The organism is Rahnella sp. CFA14(1/10), assembly GCF_004195095.1.
Taxonomy (GTDB): domain Bacteria; phylum Pseudomonadota; class Gammaproteobacteria; order Enterobacterales; family Enterobacteriaceae; genus Rahnella; species Rahnella perminowiae.
Map to the genome: position 1 here is coordinate 1 of NZ_SEWS01000008.1, position 16,863 is coordinate 16,863.

Genomic DNA, 16,863 nt, shown 5'->3' on the forward strand with positions numbered 1-16,863 from the left:
GCTTCAGCCTCGCGGAGGATACTGATGATCTGTTCGTCGGAAAAACGCTTCTTCATGGGGATGTCCTCATGTGGCTTATGAAGACATTACTAACATCGTGGTGTATTAATCAACGGGGAGCAGGTCAGTAGGTCATAGGCGATTACTACTTGAAGGGAGCGATTCCGCCCAAGCTCCATTAACTGGATTTCCAAACGTCGATAGGCATCTTATAAAAATTCGTAACATATTAAGAGCTTTTCCTGGATTACACTCAGATGACATTGCTAATACAATGATTATACTTGGCGGCTTAGGAAATGTTGCAGCACAAGCTCTTAAAGCTAGTTTATTTATTGCTGGCACATCAGAACAAAAATTTCAGCGTAAAATAGCCGAAATGCTTAGAAGTAGGAATGAGATTGGCGAGAACTTACAAGGCCATCCAGAGGCTGCTGGTGGGATAACGGATCTCACATTTGAAGACATTCCGATAGAACTAAAAGTAGAAAATAATAAGGTTATTTTCCCCAAGTATTTTCAAAAATATTTTGATCAAACAGCAGCTTATGCCATTGGATTAGGTAAGCGTATCGGTATTTTGGCTGTTCTGGAATCTACGTCAAAATCAGCGCCGGTAGGAGTAATAGAGGATGATATTGAGGTATTTACTCATCCAACAGGACAATCTCAAGTTGCAATTGTTGTTGTCGTCGTCAGAGGTGGTTTCCCTAAACCTAGTTCCTATTCTCGATAGCCATTGATATCAACTAATAGTAGAATATAAATATTATATAAAATTGTATTATGTCTATATGATTTTATTTTTTATGTAGAGGGCAGCGTGTGAAAAGAAAAGTAGAAATAACGGTAATCCCCCCATTTTTAGCGGAGGTGATAAGTAGAATCAGGTCATGCGTTGAATATGCTGCATCGGTGTGTAACCATTCAACGCCATATTCGGACGTTTGTTATTATAAAACCATTGCCACTGAGTGGCATAGTTTTGCAATTCATCCAGTGATGTAAACAGGTACAGCCCCAGCCAGTCATAACGTACCGTCCGGTTATATCGCTCAATATAGGCGTTCTGCTGAAGCTTGCCGGGTTGAATAAAACTAAGGATTATATTCTGATGAACCGCCCATGACATCAGCATCTTCCCCGTATATTCCGGCCCGTTATCACACCGTATTGCCGTCGGTTTCCCTTTCCACTCAATCAGTTGTTCCAGCGTTCTGATGACCCGACTGGCGGGCAGGGAAAAATCTACCTCAATGGTCAGCGCTTCACGATTAAAGTCATCAATAACATTCAGCAAACGGACTGAACGACCATCCGATAGCTGATTGTAATCCCCCCTGAATTTAGTCTTACTGCTTGATAGAGTTCCCTGGTTAAAATACTACCAAAGGAGGCTCATCATGAAGAAAGCGCGTTTCACTGAAACTCAGATCCTGCGAGTTCTAAAAGAAGTTGAAGGGGGTCGGCACGTTAAGGATGTGTGTCGCGAAAACGGCGTGTCGGAAGCCAGCTATTACAACTGGAAATCTAAATACGGCGGTATGGAGTCCTCTGATATCAAACGAATGAAAGAGCTGGAAGAGGAAAAACGCCGATTAAAGCAGATGTATGCCTCCTTGAACTTAGATCATTAAATTCTTAAGGATGTTGTTTCAAAAAAACTTTAGCGGTGCCCGAAAAGCGTGAGTTGGTGCGTTACGTTATGACGGAACATCAGACCAGCGAACGACGCGGGTGCCGGATTATCGGTATAAGTCGAAGCCTCTTGCATTATTTCCCGAACACGACACGGGATCTGCCCGTGGTCGAGGCACCGCAAAAATTGGCGCATCAGTATCCGGCTTATGGTTTTGGCCTCATGTTCAATAAGTTACGCCAGGCAGGATTACTGTGGAATGCAAAACGGGTTTACCGGATCTACCGATTATTAAAACTGAACCTTCGGCGTAAAGGAAAAAAACGCTTACCTAACAGGCATCCACAGCCCTTGGTTATTCCGCATAAAAATGAACCACTGTTGGTCAGTTGATTTTATGAGTGATGCCCTGCTCTACGGGCGGCGATTCAGGTTATTTAACGTCGTCGATAATTTTAATCGGGAAGCGCTGGCAATCGAGGTTGATTTGAATATACCTGCTCATCGTGTTGTACGCATCCTGGAGCGGTTAAGTGCTGAAAGAGGCTATCCGGCATTTATACGCAGCGATAACGGGCCAGAACTTACAGCCGCTGCTTTAGCTGAATGGGCAGAGTTGCACGGCGTGATACTCGATTTTATTCAGCCAGGCAGGCCAATGCAGAACGAATTTATTGAGCGATTTAACAAAACGCTACGAACAGCAATACTCGATATGTATCTGTTCAGAACACTGTCAGGATTCCGTGTGCTAACAGAAGACTGGCGCGCAGAATATAACGAAGAACGTCCGCATAGCTCACTGGGTGATATGCCACCCGTTATCTATGCGAGGCAAAAACTGGCCGGAGATCCTCATTGGCGGTGGTACTAAAAACCGGAGGGACTACACGGCATCATGTTGATCAAGAGACTCAAGGAAGCGCGTTTGCGTGCTGGGCTTTCTCAATACAAGTTAGGCGTTCTGGCGGGTGTTGATGAGGCATCATCGAGCGCACGGATGAATCAATATGAAAAAGGTAAACATCAGCCGGATCTGGAAACGGTGAAGCGAATTGCGAAAGTATTGGATGTGCCTGTGGCTTATCTCTATGCCGAAGAAGACGACCTTGCTGCGCTGATTATTGCATTTCATGAAAATAGAAAGCAGTCAGTTTAGTGTTTTCAAGCTCAGGGAGCCAAAAAATGAGTCAGAAACTTTTAACCTTCGCCAGATCATTTATTAATGGCGAGATCTCAGCCGAAGATTTCGCCGACCCCTATCAGATGTTATGGAAAACTGAGGGTGAAAATGGTGATTTGCTGAAAGATCCCTATCAGGACAGCGAAAAATGTTCGACCATTTTTTGTCTCGCAGATCAATTCAATCCTGACAATGATCGTGAGAAAGATGAATTTGATGCTGATGAACTTAAAGCGCGGGTTCGGGCCGTTTTGGATAACGAATGATCCTCAGGTTTCAACTGAATCCAGATAAGAGAAAAATATGCAGCTCAAAGATACGTTTGAAGAATACTCGGAAACCGAATTTATTGCGCTGGTGAAAGATATTTTCGATGTGCATGGCAGCGAGTCATATCAGGACAGTTTACTGGAAAATTTCAGCCGGGTTACCGGGCATCCTTCAGGTACTGATTTAATTTTTTATCCTGAAGGCGATAAAACAGTAACTCCAGAGAGTGTAGTTAACGAAATTAAACAGTGGCGGACTTCTGTCGGGAAAGTATTGTTTAGAATCTGATGAATCTCTATGTCATCCGAATTCAGGCAGCAGATCATATTTCTGTTGCCTGTGATTTATCACGAATGTTATTTCTCTGCACTTTTCGCAGCAGCAATAATTTTGCTGCATAAATCCTGTCTTTCAGCGGGACAGGATTCAGATGACAGCGTAATGATCTGATTCAGGTCATCCGTATCCAGTGTAGAATCGAAGTAGTGCCAGAAATGAGAGCGAGTGACAGAACAGTTACGACAATTTTCATTTTATATCCATCAATTATCATGTGTTATTTTATGCGCTGACTGCATTTTAATGTTGAACGTAATCTTACATGAAGAAACCTGTAAGGGTATTTGTGCCATAAATATTTTATATACATTTACCATAACCCCTTATTAGTAATGATGGGTCTTTTTTGTCTTATCTTTTTATATGAATGAACCCGGTAATCTAAGCGATTTATCTCTTATGATTTAGCTCAATCTTTATGGGTTTATATTTATTGTTCGTTGTGGGTGTTTATTTTAGCTGCTTATCATACCGGTGAAACTCACCTCAATGGACGAAAAATAAATATGGAAATGCAATTCACTAATGAACTGAATCAGGAATTACTGGATGCCATCAACGCCTCACCTTTCACCGCTGAACAGCTGGCTGAAATGGATGATAGCGCGCGGGCGGTGGTTGAGGAACAGACCGCGTTTGCCCGTCAGCATCCGGTTATTGCGATTTACCGGCTGGCGGTTCCGGGCAGCCTGACTGCCCGTGGTGGCAAAGTCACAAAAGCCAGCAGTACGGGGGACGTCACCCTTGAGAACGGTACGGAAGCGGCGTTTGCCCTGGAACATGATGAAGTCACTTATGCGGATGGCAGCACGGCAAGGATTGCAAACAGTGCAGGTCAGCAGTTTTGTGAGGGAAATCGTGGGCTTGCCTTGGTCGGCAGCGTGCTGGATAACGGCGATAAAATTATCAGTACGCCGCAGAACAGTTGCTATCTGGTTGCCCGAAAAGATGTCCCGATGGCAGAAGATTTTCTTGTCATTACCGGAGCATAACGGATGGGGTATCGCTCAAATTGTTATGGTCGCGGGCAGGCGCTGCACGGTGATAAAACCACGACGGGCGCGGTGTGTCTGACCTCTCTGCCCAATGCGACGGAACACGGGCTTGGCGTGATCCGCATCGGTGATGTCACGACCGCCTGCCCGAAATGCGGCCTCACCGGAAAAATCACCAGTGGAGAACCGCATTCCACCTTTGACGGCCTCGCTTCTGCCGTGGACGGTTCAGATGTTTTATGTGGTTGCCCGCCGGGGACGAACCGGGTTATCGCACCGCTCGGACAGTGGATGGGAAAAGGTAAATCCCCTTCTGAACTCGCACAGGAAAAGTGGGAGGCAGAGCGGGCCGCAGTATTACGGGTTCAGGCTGAGAAAGAAGCGGCAGAACAGGCCAGACGCTCAATACCGGTGTTTGCGAAATCCGCAGAATGTGGCGCAGGAAATACCGAAGCACGAACCTGTGAGGAGCAGCATCATAACTTCGGGCGGATGTCTTACGGCGTACCGACGCCGGTCGCAGGCATAAAGCCCGAAATTGAGCAGCACGCGCAGGCGGCGAAGCGTAAGAAGTCAGCCGGTGATAAAACGCCGTGGTACAAAAAGATGTTTGGCGGGAAGGCTGATACGCCCGCACAGTCTGGCATGCCGCTGGCACTCCCCGTGGCAACGGGGGGCAGCACTCAGCTAATCGCGTCGGGCATGAGTGCACTGCACGGGGTGACGTCAGTCCGCCTCGGCAGCCTGTTCGTGAATCCGGTAACCGTCGGTGTTATCGGAACCTTTTATTCGAACGAGCTGAACGCTGGTGAGAAAGATATTTTAAGCGACAGCCAGCTTGCGGCACTGGCCGGAAAGTCCGCCCCGACGCGGATCCGCTTTCAGTGGACGAAGGATAAATATGGGCGGTTAATTCCCGTGGCTTATCACACCGGCGCTGACAGCGGTCTGGATCAGGTTCGCGTGCGCCCGATGGAGCGGAACACATTCACGGGTAACTATGAGTTCTGGGCGGATGGCGCGGAAAAGCCCACCATCATCTGGACACCCGACGAGCTGGAGTTCAAAGCGCCCACTAATACCGGTAATCGTGACGAGCCGTATTTACCTTCGACCATCACCGTATTACCGTTACCCGGCGCGGAAGAAATGGGCAGTACCTCAACCTCGCTGCCGATCCCGGATGAATCCTCATTTGATGATTACATCCTGGTCAATCTGCCGTACGGCATGCCGCCGGTTTATATTTATCTTAGCCAGAGCCGGTCGGGTATACCTAATAAAGATTACGATTACCATCCGGCTCCTGAAACAGAAGAAATCTCAGGTCTTTCAGGATTGAGACAATCCAAAAAGAAAACACCAAAGCAAAGTGGTGGTGGATTAAGAGAGCGCTGGGTTGATAGCAAAGGGCGCCGAATTTATGAGTGGGATTCACAGCATGGTGAACTTGAGGAATATCGAGCGAGTGATGGTGAACATCTTGGTTCCGTAGATCACAAAACAGGACAACAGCTGAAACCCGCTGTTAAAGGTCGAAATATTAAACGGTATCTGTGAGGCTTGAGATGGGATTAGCTCTGAAACTTGAATGGTTTGATAAAGCTGATGAATTGTTAGTTGGTAAAGAAGTATCTGTCGACCTGGGCAATGATGGCAGCCTTATAAAGAAATTTTCCCTGCCTTTTAATGGAAGGATTTACGATGGTGGATTTGATGTGTTACAGGCGTGGAGGAGTGATTTACAGCCATTATTTCAGCACAGAATTGATTTCAGTCGATATGATTATCAGTTGGTTTTCAAAAGAACAGATAGTTAATAAGTAGTGAATGCTGATGCCCTTATTGTAAACAGTAGCTTTCTATGAGAAGGCGGTAATGAGATTTGGAGATTAAGATCTCCAGGTCCTCAAATCATGAATAATCTCAGACTAAAGATAACTAGCCCTAATCCATCATATTAGGGCTTTTGAATTTTCAGCAATTGCTTCTTGTCAACCCAGTTCCGGCAACCCTCCAATCAGTTTGTCCAGCGTGACCGGATAATCCCGCACCCTGACGCCCGTTGCGTTATAAATGGCATTGGCGATGGCGGCGCTGACACCACACAAGCCCAGTTCGCCAACGCCTTTGGCTTTCATCGGTGAGGAGACCGGGTCGGTGTCTTCCAGGAAAATTACCTCCTGATCGGGAATATCGGCGTGAACCGGCACTTCATAAGCTGCCAGATCGTGATTCACGAAATATCCCAGATTCGTATCGACATTCAGCTCTTCCGTCAGCGCCGCGCCGATGCCCATGGTCATGGCACCAATCACCTGGCTGCGTGCTGTTTTCGGGTTAAGTATCCGGCCCGCAGCGCAGACGGCAAGCATCCGGCGGACACGGGTTTCGCCCGTTGCGATATCCACGCCGACTTCCGCAAAGTGCGCGGCGAAAGTGGATTGCTGGAATGTCTTGTCCAGTCCGCCGAATTCTATGGTGTCTTCCACGGTGAGGGTTCCGCTGGCAGCAGCCTGTGCGAGCGGAGCGGTGCGGGCGTCCTGACAAATCAGTCCGTCGGTAAACACCGCTTTATCCGCATCAAAACCGAGTTTTTCAGCGATGGCCTGGCGCAATTTTATGCAGGCGGCATACACACCGGCGGTGGAGGTATTGGCCCCCCATTGCCCGCCCGATCCGGCGGAGACCGGGAAGTCGGAATCCCCCAGCTGTACCCCCACTTTTTCCAGCGGTATGCCCATCATCTCGGCGGCAGTCTGGGCGATGATGGTGTAACTGCCGGTACCGATATCGGTCATGTCGGTTTCGACGGTCACGGTGCCCCGGGCGTCGAGATGCACCCGTGCGCCGGATTTCTCCAGCAGGTTGTTACGAAAGCCCGCCGCGACGCCGATACCCACCAGCCAGCGTCCGTCGCGAACCTGCGCCGGAATGGCATTACGGCGATGCCAGCCAAATTTCTCCGCGCCGGTGCGCAGACATTCGATCAACTGGCGGCGTGAAAAGAAGCGTTCAGTATTGAGCGGATCGACCTGCGTGTCGTTAAGGATGCGAAACGCCACCGGATCGATTCCGGCTTTTTCCGCCACCTCATCGATAGCGATTTCCAGTGCCATCAGGCCGGGCGCTTCGCCGGGGGCGCGCATGGCATTGCCTTCCGGCAGATCTAATTGAGCCAGCCGCAGTCCGGTCAGACGGTTTTTGCCCGCATAGAGCAGCTCACTTTGCTGCACCGCCGTCTCAGGTGTGCCGCCGGGCAGGTTACCGGACCAGCTTTCATGGGCGATGGCAGTGATGCGGCCTTTTTCATCCGTGCCGATGCGGATGTGCTGAATAGTGGCCGGACGGTGCGTGGTGTTGTTGGGGATCAGGGGGCGCGGCAGCATGACTTTGACCGGCCGGTTGGCGGCACGGGCCGCCAGCGCAGCCAGTACGGCATCACTGCGCAGGAACAGTTTGCCGCCGAAACCACCGCCGATGTACGGCGATATCACCCGCACGTTCTCTTCAGGGATATTGAGCGTTTTAGAAAGCTCGCTGCGACACCAGGCGATCATCTGGTTCGAGGTGCGCAGGATCAGTTTATCCTCTTCCCAGACGGCCAGCGAAGCATGCGGCTCCATCGCCATATGGCTCTGATCCGGCGTGGTGTACAGGGCATCATGCTGCACCGCTGAGGCCGCGAAGGCGCGGCCAAAATCGCCAGCGGTTTTATCCGGCGTATCTTCCGGTGGCGTAGTGACAGCAGGCTTTTGCTCCGCAAGGCTGTACGCGCCTTTCCCGCGCAGGTAATCCACTTTTATCAGTGATGCCGCAGCGCGCGCCTGTTCGAAGGTCTCCGCGACCACCACGGCGATCGCCTGATGATAGTGTTCAATTTGCGGGCCGCCGAGCAGGGTCGCAGCATTCATGTCGCCTTTGCCCAGCTTACCGGCGTTGTCAGCGGTGACAATCGCCAGCACGCCGGGCGCGGTTTCGGCATCATGTAAATCCATGGCAGTGATCCGGCCTTTGGCAATGGCGGAACCGACCACATAACCGTACGCGGCACCCGGCACGTCATTCTGCCATTCATAGGCGTAGGGCGCGGTACCGGTGGTTTTTAACGGACCGTCGATACGGTCATGCGGTTTGCCCACCACTTTCATCTGGTCGATCGGATTGTCTGTTGCAGGCGTATCGAATTTCATCTGTTATGCCCTCGCTTCAGTCAGCACGGAGGTGAGCGTTCGCTTTGCCAGTATCAGCTTGAACGCATTCTCAGGTGTCGGTTGCGCATCGGCGAATAACCGCGCGTAAACTTCCCCCGCGCCTTGCGGCACCTGCGCATCCGCTTCTGCCAGCCGCCAGGGTTTATGTGCGACGCCGCCCAGCGCAACACGGCCCGTGCCATCGGGCTGAACGATGGCGGCGACAGACACCAGCGCAAAGGCATAAGAGGCGCGGTCACGCACTTTACGGTAAATATGGGTGCCGCCGGCGGGTGGCGGCAGGGTGACGGCGGTGATCAGTTCTCCCGCAGCCAGCACGGTTTCCAGATGCGGCGTGTCGCCCGGTGCGCGGTAGAAACCGGCAAGCGGAATACGGCGCACCGCACCGTCAGGGTTGACGGTTTCGACCACAGCATCGAGCAACTGCATCGCAACGGCCATGTCGCTCGGATGGGTGGCAATGCAGGCCGTACTTGCGCCGACCACTGCATGCTGACGACTGAAGCCTTTCAGGGCCGCGCAGCCACTGCCGGGCTGGCGTTTATTGCACGGCTGATGGGTGTCGTAAAAATACGGACAGCGGGTGCGCTGAAGCAGGTTACCGGCCGTCGTGGCCTGGTTGCGTAACTGGCCGGAGGCACCGGCCAGCAGGGCCCGCGACAGCACGGCATAGTCGCGGCGGATACGTAAATCTGCCGCCAGATCGGTATTGCGCACCAGCGCGCCGATCCGCAAGCCACCGTTACCGTCGGGTTCAATGGTATCCAGCGCCAGCCCGTTGACGTCGATCAGGTGAGAGGGTTGCTCAATCTCCAGTTTCATCAGGTCCAGCAGGTTGGTGCCGCCTGCAATAAATTTTGCGCCCGGATGTTGTTGTGCGCTGCCTGCGGCGTCGGCGGGCGTTTGCACCCGTTCATAGGTAAAAGCTTTCATGGTTTTTGCCCCCCGGCGACGTCTTCAATGGCGGCAAGAATGTTGGAATACGCACCGCAGCGGCAGATATTGCCACTCATGCGTTCGCGGATCTCTTCTGCGGTTCGCCCTGGCGGTGAGACCAGATCCGGCGTGACGTGGCTCGGGATCCCTGCCTCGATTTCCTGCAACACCGCTACTGAGGAGCAGATCTGCCCCGGCGTGCAGTAACCGCACTGGTAGCCGTCGTGTCTGATAAACGCAGCCTGCATCGGGTGCAGATTGTCAGGTGTGCCGAGACCTTCAATGGTGGTGACATCGGCATCCTGATGCATAACTGCCAGCGTCAGACAGGCATTGATGCGGCGGCCATCAACAATAACGGTACAGGCGCCGCACTGACCATGGTCGCAGCCTTTTTTGGTGCCGGTCAGTTGCAGATTCTCCCGCAGCGCATCCAGCAGGGTGGTACGTGTATCAACGACCAGCTGGCGGATCTGACCGTTCACTTTCAGTTTCAGGTGGGACTGATGTATTTCGTTGCCATCGTTGTCATGGTTGCTCATACCAGACCTCCGGTATTACAAAAATTAAATCGGAAAAGGGAGATGTACTCGCGGGTTTTTTTCCGGAATTTTTTATCACGAAGCTTTAAGCATAGTCGGCGATGGCGTTGGGATTAATCCTGAAGTCCGGTTTCTCCGGTGTGTTCCTCTTTTCGTCCTGCATCTTGTGATCGCACATTTAGTTAACGATCATTAAATAAATTGCTTGCACAACCTCTCGCAGGCGCTTAGTATTTACTTATCGAACGTTAATTAATAAATAGCGTTGACCTGAAACCGGGACACCTGAAACAGGCTATCCCATCAAAATTCGAAGAACAGGAATTAACATCATGAAAACTATCGCAATGACTCTCGCCGCTCTGACACTGGCAACCGCTTCTTTCTCCACCCTGGCAGCAACTGAAGTGCAGTCAGCTCCCGCAGGTCAGCAATCCCTGGGTGTCGTCGGGGCGTCAACCACCGGTTCACTGTCAGGCCTGCAATCAGAACTGAATGCTAAAGCCACCCAGGCGGGCGCAAGTTCATACCGTATTATCGGTGCATCCGGTAATAATCAGCTTTACGGTACCGCAGAAATGTATAAATAAGCTGAGCAGTAACAAGCAGTAAGCAGAAGAGGCGGCGGTTGCCGCCTTTTTCGTGTCTGCGATTAACGGAATTTATGGAAGTGGTTATTGCGGATTTTCCGGTTGATATAACCATGCAGGCCGCTGCCGGCTTTTGCCATGGCGATCATGTGGTCAACGTCCGTTACCCCCGGGCGGATGGTATTATAGATGTAATGCCAGCCGTCTTTGAACTTTACGGTAATTGAATCTTCCGTCGTCGTGAAAGCGATGATACCCGAATTGCCCCCCCGGTTTTGGTACTTTTCCATATTCCCCTTCCTGATTGATGAAGCCATTCACGACTTGAATAATAATAGCTATAAATTTTTGCAGGTTATGTGAGTAAGAAAGCTTTTTTGGCAAAACGTCCGGGCGGCATCCCTGTGTAGCGGGTAAATGCCACACCGAAAGCGCTGACCGAACGGTAACCGGTGCGTTCGGCAATATCGGCAAGGGGCAGTTCGCCTTCTCTCAGCAGCCGTTTGGCGATCGCCATTCGTAAGGCCATCAGATACGCCATCGGCGGCATGCCGACGGCGCGGTTGAAGCGCTCGCACCAGCCGGATCGCGACATCGCCGCTGCCCGTGCCAGTTGTGCGATTGTCCAGCCCGCTGCGGGCGAACCGTGCATACAACGCAACGTGATGGCCAGTTTCGGGTCCGATAATCCGCGCACCAGGCCCGGTGACGCCGCGGTCACAGCCGCTGAGCGGAACGCTTCTATCAGCAATACTTCCAGCAGGCGGGTCATCACCATTTCCCGCGCGGGTTTATCCGCGCGATATTCCTCACCGACCATCTGCACCAGCGTCGATAAACGCTTTTCCCCGCGGACATGCAGCCATTGTGGCAGCAACGACACCAGCAGCGCTGAATCCGGCGAACCGAAAACGCAATTTCCGACCAGCATCCGCATATCCACCACGCTGTCAGGGTTACCGACACGGGCGCCACCGGGCATAGGTGTGATGGGTGTGGTGATTGTTTCCCCGGTAACGGGAGGCTGGCGGTCAAGGCTGGAGGTTGAAAAACGCTTTGCTTCCGGGATCAGCACAAAATCGCCTTCGCTGAGCAGAAGCGTTTCACGATGATCATCGTTTTCTATTGTCAGGTAACAGGATCCCTCCAGCACCGCGAAGTAGAAAGGGCGTCCTGTTTCAGCGCGCTGAACCGCCCACGGTGCGGAGGCAGCCACCAGTTTTGAGAACGGAGCGCTAGGCTGAAGTAACGAAATAACGTCTGCTAAAGGATCTACCATTTGGACGATCTCGACAAAAAGATGGATATCTGAACATAGGGATCCCGGAAAGAGTCGCCTATCTTAAAGATCTTGTCCACTGTTACGGAGTTTCCCATGTCATCACCATCAACCATTCTGATCACCGGTTGTTCTTCAGGTTTCGGCCTCGACATTGCGCGTCATTTTCTTGACAAAGGCTGGCGGGTGATCGCCACGATGCGTACACCCAAAAACGATCTGTTGCCGGGATCCGACGCATTGCGCATTCTTCCGCTTGACGTCACCGACCCCGAAAGTATCCGTCGCTGTTTTGAAGACGCCGGGCCAATAGATGCACTGGTCAATAATGCCGGTATCGGCCTGATTAGTCCGCTGGAAGGGGAAAAATTCAGCAGCGTGCGTCAGATTTTCGAAACCAACACCTTCGCCACGATTGCCATGACGCAGGCGGTATTGCCGCAGTTCAGGGCGCGCCGGTCCGGGGTGATTGTAAATGTGACGTCGAGTGTGACGCTGAAATCGCTGCCGCTGCTCTCGGTTTACACCGCCAGCAAAGCGGCGGTGAATGCTTTCACCGAATCCCTCGCACTGGAACTGGCGCTGTTTAACATCCGCGTGCGGCTGGTTTTGCCGGGGCGTGCGCCGGGCACCCGCTTTGGCGCTAATGCCCGACATCTGATTGCCGATACCCTTCCCGAAGCCTATGAGGAATTCAGGAACACGGTCTTTTCTTCGTTGCAGGACACCAGCACGCCGGTGACTTATTCACAGGATGTCGCCGATGCGGTTTGGGCAGCGGTCACCGATCCTGATGCGCCGATGCGAATTCCAGCCGGAGCTGATGCGGTGGTCCTTTCCTAAAGTTTAACGCCTGATAAACGAAGCAAAAAGAAGGCGCTTTTTAAGAATACGGGAGTAGATAACACCAGGCGGCGGGGAATAGAATTGCCCGTCGTTTTACTCTCATTACGAAGGCTCAGAATGAAAAAACTCTTCCTCATTGTCATGGTTTCAGCGCTGGCGGGTTGCGTGGGTTATCACCATAAACCCGAAAGACACCAGACCGGGATGGCGAATCCTGCCGCTGTGTATTGTCATGAAAGAGGCGGGAGATCAGTGAGTGTGCAAACGCCTCACGGCGTTCGTGCAGACTGCGTATTCCCTGACGGCCGCGGTATTGATGAATGGGAGTTATACCGCCGGGATCATCAGTAAATCTGCTGTCCGCAGGCTGAAAATCAGGCTTTCCCCGCAAGAGGAAAGCCTTTTTTAATCACCCGTTATCCGTGAGCCATTATGTGCGGATTTCCCGTTTATCGGTTCACGGCGGGATGTGATACTTTGGAACAGTATCGTGCCGGTGGGAATCTCTCACCGTGTTGAATTCAGAACAGCACAGAGGGTTTATGGCGGTCATTTCCGGACAGATTATCGAGCAGGCGAAGCAGTGGCGTCGCGACTTTCACAGGCGACCTGAACTTGGCCTGAATGAGCATGGCACCGCAAAAATAATCAGCGAACTGTTATTGTCTTTTGGTCTTGACGTGCACACCGGCATTGCTGTGACTGGCATTGTTGCCACATTGCGAAATGGCGAAGGCCCCGCGATCGGTCTGCGTGCGGATATCGATGCATTACCCATTCATGAACTCAATGATTTTACTCACCGGTCACAAAACCCGGGCCTGATGCATGCCTGCGGGCACGACGGCCATACCTCCATTTTGCTGGGCACGGCAAAACATCTGAGTGAGAATCGCCATTTTCGTGGCACTGTCCATTTCATTTTTCAGCCTGCTGAGGAAAACATCGGCGGCGGTGAAATGATGGTGAAAGAAGGGCTGTTCGAGCGTTTTCCGATGCAGGCAGTTTACGCGTTGCATAACTGGCCGGGGCTGCCGGTTGGTGAGGTGGCGGTCAGTCAGGGGCCGATGATGGCGTCGCAGGACAATTTCTATATCACGCTGACCGGCAAAGGTTGTCACGCGGCGATGCCGGAACGGGGAGCTGATCCTGTGGTTGCCGGTGCGCAGCTGATTTTATCATTGCAAAGCCTGATTTCGCGCCGTTTGTCACCGCTGGAACAAACGGTAATCAGCCTGACCCAGCTTCAGGCGGGCGAAGCCATCAATGTTATTCCTGAAACGCTGCATATGTCGGGTACGCTGCGCTGCCTGAGTAGTCATACCCGTGAAACCTGCTGGCGGCTGATTGAAGAATACGTCAATGCGGTGCCGTTGCCGTATGGCGTGAAAGGGGAAGTGCGCTGGGAATTAGGCTATCCGGTTACGCAGAACCATGCGGTGCAGGCGGAAATTGTGCGCGATGCGGCGAAAAACACGCCGGGCATTGAGAAAGTGCATTTCAACAATGCGCCGTCGATGGCTGCAGAGGATTTTGCTTATCTGCTGGAAGCGTGTCCCGGCGCCTATTTCTGGCTGGGGGCCGATGGCGCCACGCCTTCGGACTCGCTGCATAGCCCGCGCTATGACTTTAATGATGACATTATTCCGCTCGGCATTGGTGTACTGACGTCACTGGTGGAACGCGAACTGAAAGCGTAATGTGACGCACTGTCGGAAAAAACCAGACGCTTTAGCGTGTCTGGTTTTTTTGTTAACGGACCAAACGGCCTGTCGGATGAGTTACACCCGGAAGTGTCCGACTGCGACGGCCAGTCCGGTGGCTTGTTGCTGCAATGCGCCAGCCGCCCCGGTGGATTCCTGAACCATCGCCGCGTTCTGCTGCACCATGCCGTCGAGCTGGGTGATGGCACGGTTAATTTCGTGAATACTCAGCATCTGCTCTTCAGACGCATGAGTGATTTCCAGCATGACACTGCTGACGTTCGACACATTGCTGACGATTTCGCTCATGCTGTCGCTGGCGAGACGTACCTGCGCTGAGCCGGACGCCACGCTGCTGACTGTCGATTCGATAAGCACTTTGATCTCTTTCGCCGCCTGCGCGCTGCGCTGTGCGAGGCTGCGGACTTCGCTGGCGACCACCGCAAAACCGCGTCCCTGTTCACCTGCGCGCGCGGCCTCGACGGCGGCGTTCAGCGCCAGAATGTTGGTCTGGAAAGCAATACCGTCGATCACACCGGTAATATCCCCGATTTTTGACGAAGCGCTTTCGATGCTTTCCATCGTTGTTATCACTTTGGTCACCACTTCGTCACCGCGTGTGGCTGCTTCGGAAGCGGCTTTCGCAGTATCGGATGCCTGCTTAGCTGAACTGGCTGACTGAGAAACCGTCGCCGTGATCTGCTCAAGTGAGGCAGCCGTTTGTTGCAGACTGGCCGCGGCAGATTCCGTACGGCCGGACAGATCGTTATTCCCGGCGGCGATTTCATCGGCAGCGATTTTAACGGATTCACTGGTGGTGCGGATTTCCGACATCACCTTACTGAGTTTATCGACGAAAGTGTTGAAGGCATGCGCGATTTGCGTCACTTCATCATGTCCGTCAACCGGCAGGCGCTGCGTCAGATCATCCTCGCCCGAACTGATCGCATTGAGCGTATCGCGCACCACCGACAGGCGGTGGAACGATTTGCTGATTATCAGCCCGATGACGGTGGCTGAAATCAGCACAATCACCAGCAGGGTAACGACCGATGAAGTCAGCAGCGATCGCATTCCGGCTGTGGACTCCTTCTTATCCTGCGCCACCAGCGTGAACCATTCCGTGCCTGCCACCGGCATTGCACGGACGCGTTTGATCGCGCCATTCAGACGAATATCCACCGGCGCATTCGCGGTAAACACATCCTGCAAATTCACCCCTTCTGCCAGTGCGGTAAACGGCTTCAGCGCCAGACTGGCGTCCGGATGGGCGATAATTACGCCGGATTTATCCACCAGCATGCCAAAACTGCCCGGCGTCGGATGAAGGGTATTAACGTTATTAACGACGCTGTCCATCGATACATCGCCTGCCACAACCGCTTTCAGAGTGCCTGCTTCCATCACAGGTACGGCGAAAGTGACCACCAGTTTACCTGTGCCCGCGTCGATATAGGGCGGTGTGGCCACAGGATGGCCGGCGGCTTCAGCCTGCCTGTACCACGGGCGGCCGGTCGGGTCGTAATCTGCGGGCACACCGGCCGGATCGGAAAACTTCGCGGTGCGGTTTGCGTAACCGACGTACACGTTGGTAAACCCACCCGCACCGGCGATTTGTTTGAGCACCGGGATCGGATCTTCGGACATTGCGACCTGTTGCAGTGAAACGATCATCCTTGTTTTCGAACTTACCCAGTCGCGGATCCCTTGTGTCTGGCTGATGGTCAGGGCGTTCAGCGTGCTGTCTGTCGCCTGACTGTTGTACTTGTTTGCAACGGTATAACTCAGGAAGGTATTGATAATCAGTGAGCAGGCCACGATGGCGATGCAGGCCGTGATAATGCGCGAACGGATAGTCTTAAGCATGGGCGTTTCCCTGGAAGGAATCTTAAGTTTCAGGTATCGGCAAAGGGGCAAAAAACTTGACCCTCCGCCTGCCCGATCTCGCATCAATGTCCGAAGTCAGGATGAATATCCTGCCTTTTTGGCGTTTAGCGCAGCATTACGCCTCACCGTCCCCGCCGGCTTTCTTCTTATCTGCATGTCCCAGTGAACGTTCCGGGAAACAGATATCGCGTACACGCTGTTTGAGCGGTGCGGCGTCCGGAAAACCACCGTCGCGTTTGCGTTCCCAGATGACTTCGTCATCGACTTTAATCTCGTAAATGCCGCCCGTGCCGGGGATCAGCGTCACCGATGCCAGATCGGTACTGAACGAGTTGAGCAATTCCTGCGCCATCCATGCGGCGCGCAGCAGCCAGTTGCATTGTGAGCAGTAAGTGATGGTGATGGCAGGAAGTTTTTCCATGATATGAACCCCTTAACGC

General features: G+C 52.5%; 18 protein-coding genes and 2 pseudogenes. 12 read left to right on the plus strand and 8 right to left on the minus strand.

Annotated features, from left to right (window positions below; translation table 11 throughout):
• Positions 1–274 precede the first annotated feature (274 nt).
• Positions 275–736 carry a hypothetical protein gene (locus EVX52_RS16225; protein WP_205952675.1) on the plus strand — a complete coding sequence of 154 codons (462 nt, stop codon included), beginning with the start codon at positions 275–277 and terminating at the stop codon, positions 734–736.
• Positions 737–886: 150 nt separating this feature from the next.
• On the opposite strand, the pseudogene EVX52_RS16230 reads toward EVX52_RS16225, so the two are convergent.
• Positions 887–1,333, minus strand: a pseudogene (locus tag EVX52_RS16230) (integrase core domain-containing protein); the annotation flags it as partial.
• Positions 1,334–1,403: 70 nt separating this feature from the next.
• On the opposite strand from EVX52_RS16230, the pseudogene EVX52_RS16235 reads away from it, so the two are divergent.
• The 7 genes and pseudogenes from EVX52_RS16235 to EVX52_RS16265 all read left to right on the plus strand — a co-directional run bounded on the left by EVX52_RS16235 (position 1,404) and on the right by EVX52_RS16265 (position 6,246).
• Positions 1,404–2,513 (plus strand): annotated as a pseudogene (locus tag EVX52_RS16235) (IS3 family transposase).
• 24 nt (positions 2,514–2,537) lie between these two features.
• Complete coding sequence (locus tag EVX52_RS16240; RefSeq protein WP_129991660.1) at positions 2,538–2,798, plus strand: helix-turn-helix domain-containing protein; 261 nt, start codon at positions 2,538–2,540, stop codon at positions 2,796–2,798.
• 26 nt (positions 2,799–2,824) lie between these two features.
• The gene (locus EVX52_RS16245) at positions 2,825–3,088 is read left to right on the plus strand and encodes a colicin immunity domain-containing protein (RefSeq protein WP_129955071.1); all 264 of its coding nucleotides are present in this window, start codon (positions 2,825–2,827) and stop codon (positions 3,086–3,088) included.
• 37 nt (positions 3,089–3,125) lie between these two features.
• On the plus strand, positions 3,126–3,380 hold the full coding sequence (locus EVX52_RS16250; RefSeq protein ID WP_129991661.1) for a bacteriocin immunity protein: 255 nt from the start codon (positions 3,126–3,128) through the stop codon (positions 3,378–3,380).
• Between the two features lie 557 nt (positions 3,381–3,937).
• The gene (locus tag EVX52_RS16255; protein WP_129991662.1) at positions 3,938–4,423 is read left to right on the plus strand and encodes a hypothetical protein; all 486 of its coding nucleotides are present in this window, start codon (positions 3,938–3,940) and stop codon (positions 4,421–4,423) included.
• A 3-nt stretch (positions 4,424–4,426) separates the two neighbouring features.
• Positions 4,427–5,986 (plus strand): colicin E3/pyocin S6 family cytotoxin, encoded by a 1,560-nt coding sequence (locus tag EVX52_RS16260; RefSeq protein ID WP_129991663.1) that lies wholly within the window; start codon positions 4,427–4,429, stop codon positions 5,984–5,986.
• 8 nt (positions 5,987–5,994) lie between these two features.
• Entirely contained in the window at positions 5,995–6,246 is a 252-nt protein-coding gene (locus EVX52_RS16265; RefSeq protein ID WP_113877978.1) for a colicin E3-like toxin immunity protein, read from the plus strand.
• A 174-nt stretch (positions 6,247–6,420) separates the two neighbouring features.
• Here EVX52_RS16265 and paoC read toward each other — a convergent pair whose 3' ends face one another.
• From paoC to paoA, 3 genes are read right to left on the minus strand one after another with little or no spacing between them, the layout of a single operon-like run.
• Positions 6,421–8,619 carry an aldehyde oxidoreductase molybdenum-binding subunit PaoC gene (gene paoC, locus EVX52_RS16270; protein ID WP_129991664.1) on the minus strand — a complete coding sequence of 733 codons (2,199 nt, stop codon included), beginning with the start codon at positions 8,617–8,619 and terminating at the stop codon, positions 6,421–6,423.
• Positions 8,620–8,622: 3 nt separating this feature from the next.
• Positions 8,623–9,573 carry a xanthine dehydrogenase family protein subunit M gene (locus EVX52_RS16275; RefSeq protein WP_129955075.1) on the minus strand — a complete coding sequence of 317 codons (951 nt, stop codon included), beginning with the start codon at positions 9,571–9,573 and terminating at the stop codon, positions 8,623–8,625.
• The gene (gene paoA / locus EVX52_RS16280) at positions 9,570–10,118 is read right to left on the minus strand and encodes an aldehyde dehydrogenase iron-sulfur subunit PaoA (RefSeq protein ID WP_129955076.1); all 549 of its coding nucleotides are present in this window, start codon (positions 10,116–10,118) and stop codon (positions 9,570–9,572) included. Before paoA ends, EVX52_RS16275 begins: the two co-directional genes overlap by 4 nt.
• 332 nt (positions 10,119–10,450) lie before the next feature.
• Here paoA and EVX52_RS16285 point away from each other — a divergent pair, with 332 nt between their 5' ends.
• A complete protein-coding gene (locus EVX52_RS16285) occupies positions 10,451–10,708 on the plus strand; it encodes a DUF1471 domain-containing protein (RefSeq protein WP_129955077.1) in 258 nt (85 codons plus the stop codon).
• Between the two features lie 62 nt (positions 10,709–10,770).
• On the opposite strand, the gene EVX52_RS16290 is transcribed toward EVX52_RS16285, so the two are convergent.
• Positions 10,771–10,998, minus strand: a complete 228-nt coding sequence (locus EVX52_RS16290) for a hypothetical protein (protein ID WP_129955078.1) — start codon at positions 10,996–10,998, stop codon at positions 10,771–10,773.
• Between the two features lie 65 nt (positions 10,999–11,063).
• The gene (locus EVX52_RS16295) at positions 11,064–11,987 is read right to left on the minus strand and encodes an AraC family transcriptional regulator (RefSeq protein ID WP_129991665.1); all 924 of its coding nucleotides are present in this window, start codon (positions 11,985–11,987) and stop codon (positions 11,064–11,066) included.
• A gap of 96 nt (positions 11,988–12,083) precedes the next feature.
• On the opposite strand from EVX52_RS16295, the gene EVX52_RS16300 reads away from it, so the two are divergent.
• From EVX52_RS16300 to EVX52_RS16310, 3 genes are all read left to right on the plus strand, one after another.
• Complete coding sequence (locus tag EVX52_RS16300; protein WP_129991666.1) at positions 12,084–12,830, plus strand: SDR family oxidoreductase; 747 nt, start codon at positions 12,084–12,086, stop codon at positions 12,828–12,830.
• Positions 12,831–12,950: 120 nt separating this feature from the next.
• Entirely contained in the window at positions 12,951–13,184 is a 234-nt protein-coding gene (locus EVX52_RS16305) for a DUF333 domain-containing protein (protein ID WP_129991667.1), read from the plus strand.
• A gap of 191 nt (positions 13,185–13,375) precedes the next feature.
• The gene (locus EVX52_RS16310) at positions 13,376–14,533 is read left to right on the plus strand and encodes a M20 aminoacylase family protein (RefSeq protein ID WP_129955082.1); all 1,158 of its coding nucleotides are present in this window, start codon (positions 13,376–13,378) and stop codon (positions 14,531–14,533) included.
• An 81-nt stretch (positions 14,534–14,614) separates the two neighbouring features.
• Here EVX52_RS16310 and EVX52_RS16315 read toward each other — a convergent pair whose 3' ends face one another.
• Both EVX52_RS16315 and EVX52_RS16320 read right to left on the minus strand, forming a co-directional pair.
• Entirely contained in the window at positions 14,615–16,402 is a 1,788-nt protein-coding gene (locus tag EVX52_RS16315) for a methyl-accepting chemotaxis protein (protein ID WP_129955083.1), read from the minus strand.
• A 136-nt stretch (positions 16,403–16,538) separates the two neighbouring features.
• Entirely contained in the window at positions 16,539–16,844 is a 306-nt protein-coding gene (locus EVX52_RS16320; protein WP_129955084.1) for a SelT/SelW/SelH family protein, read from the minus strand.
• Positions 16,845–16,863: the final 19 nt, after the last annotated feature.

Excerpts from the sequence above, each read along its gene's own strand:
- EVX52_RS16295 (WP_129991665.1), bottom strand. The coding sequence starts at position 11,987 with ATGGTAGATCCTTTAGCAGACGTTATTTCGTTACTTCAGCCTAGCGCT.
- EVX52_RS16290 (WP_129955078.1), bottom strand. The coding sequence starts at position 10,998 with ATGGAAAAGTACCAAAACCGGGGGGGCAATTCGGGTATCATCGCTTTC.
- EVX52_RS16240 (WP_129991660.1), top strand. The coding sequence starts at position 2,538 with ATGTTGATCAAGAGACTCAAGGAAGCGCGTTTGCGTGCTGGGCTTTCT.
- EVX52_RS16225 (WP_205952675.1), top strand. The coding sequence starts at position 275 with ATGATTATACTTGGCGGCTTAGGAAATGTTGCAGCACAAGCTCTTAAA.
- EVX52_RS16310 (WP_129955082.1), top strand. The coding sequence starts at position 13,376 with ATGGCGGTCATTTCCGGACAGATTATCGAGCAGGCGAAGCAGTGGCGT.
- EVX52_RS16315 (WP_129955083.1), bottom strand. The coding sequence starts at position 16,402 with ATGCTTAAGACTATCCGTTCGCGCATTATCACGGCCTGCATCGCCATC.
- EVX52_RS16300 (WP_129991666.1), top strand. The coding sequence starts at position 12,084 with ATGTCATCACCATCAACCATTCTGATCACCGGTTGTTCTTCAGGTTTC.
- EVX52_RS16265 (WP_113877978.1), top strand. The coding sequence starts at position 5,995 with ATGGGATTAGCTCTGAAACTTGAATGGTTTGATAAAGCTGATGAATTG.
- EVX52_RS16255 (WP_129991662.1), top strand. The coding sequence starts at position 3,938 with ATGGAAATGCAATTCACTAATGAACTGAATCAGGAATTACTGGATGCC.
- EVX52_RS16275 (WP_129955075.1), bottom strand. The coding sequence starts at position 9,573 with ATGAAAGCTTTTACCTATGAACGGGTGCAAACGCCCGCCGACGCCGCA.
- EVX52_RS16250 (WP_129991661.1), top strand. The coding sequence starts at position 3,126 with ATGCAGCTCAAAGATACGTTTGAAGAATACTCGGAAACCGAATTTATT.
- EVX52_RS16320 (WP_129955084.1), bottom strand. The coding sequence starts at position 16,844 with ATGGAAAAACTTCCTGCCATCACCATCACTTACTGCTCACAATGCAAC.
- EVX52_RS16285 (WP_129955077.1), top strand. The coding sequence starts at position 10,451 with ATGAAAACTATCGCAATGACTCTCGCCGCTCTGACACTGGCAACCGCT.
- EVX52_RS16260 (WP_129991663.1), top strand. The coding sequence starts at position 4,427 with ATGGGGTATCGCTCAAATTGTTATGGTCGCGGGCAGGCGCTGCACGGT.
- EVX52_RS16305 (WP_129991667.1), top strand. The coding sequence starts at position 12,951 with ATGAAAAAACTCTTCCTCATTGTCATGGTTTCAGCGCTGGCGGGTTGC.
- paoC (WP_129991664.1), bottom strand. The coding sequence starts at position 8,619 with ATGAAATTCGATACGCCTGCAACAGACAATCCGATCGACCAGATGAAA.
- EVX52_RS16245 (WP_129955071.1), top strand. The coding sequence starts at position 2,825 with ATGAGTCAGAAACTTTTAACCTTCGCCAGATCATTTATTAATGGCGAG.
- paoA (WP_129955076.1), bottom strand. The coding sequence starts at position 10,118 with ATGAGCAACCATGACAACGATGGCAACGAAATACATCAGTCCCACCTG.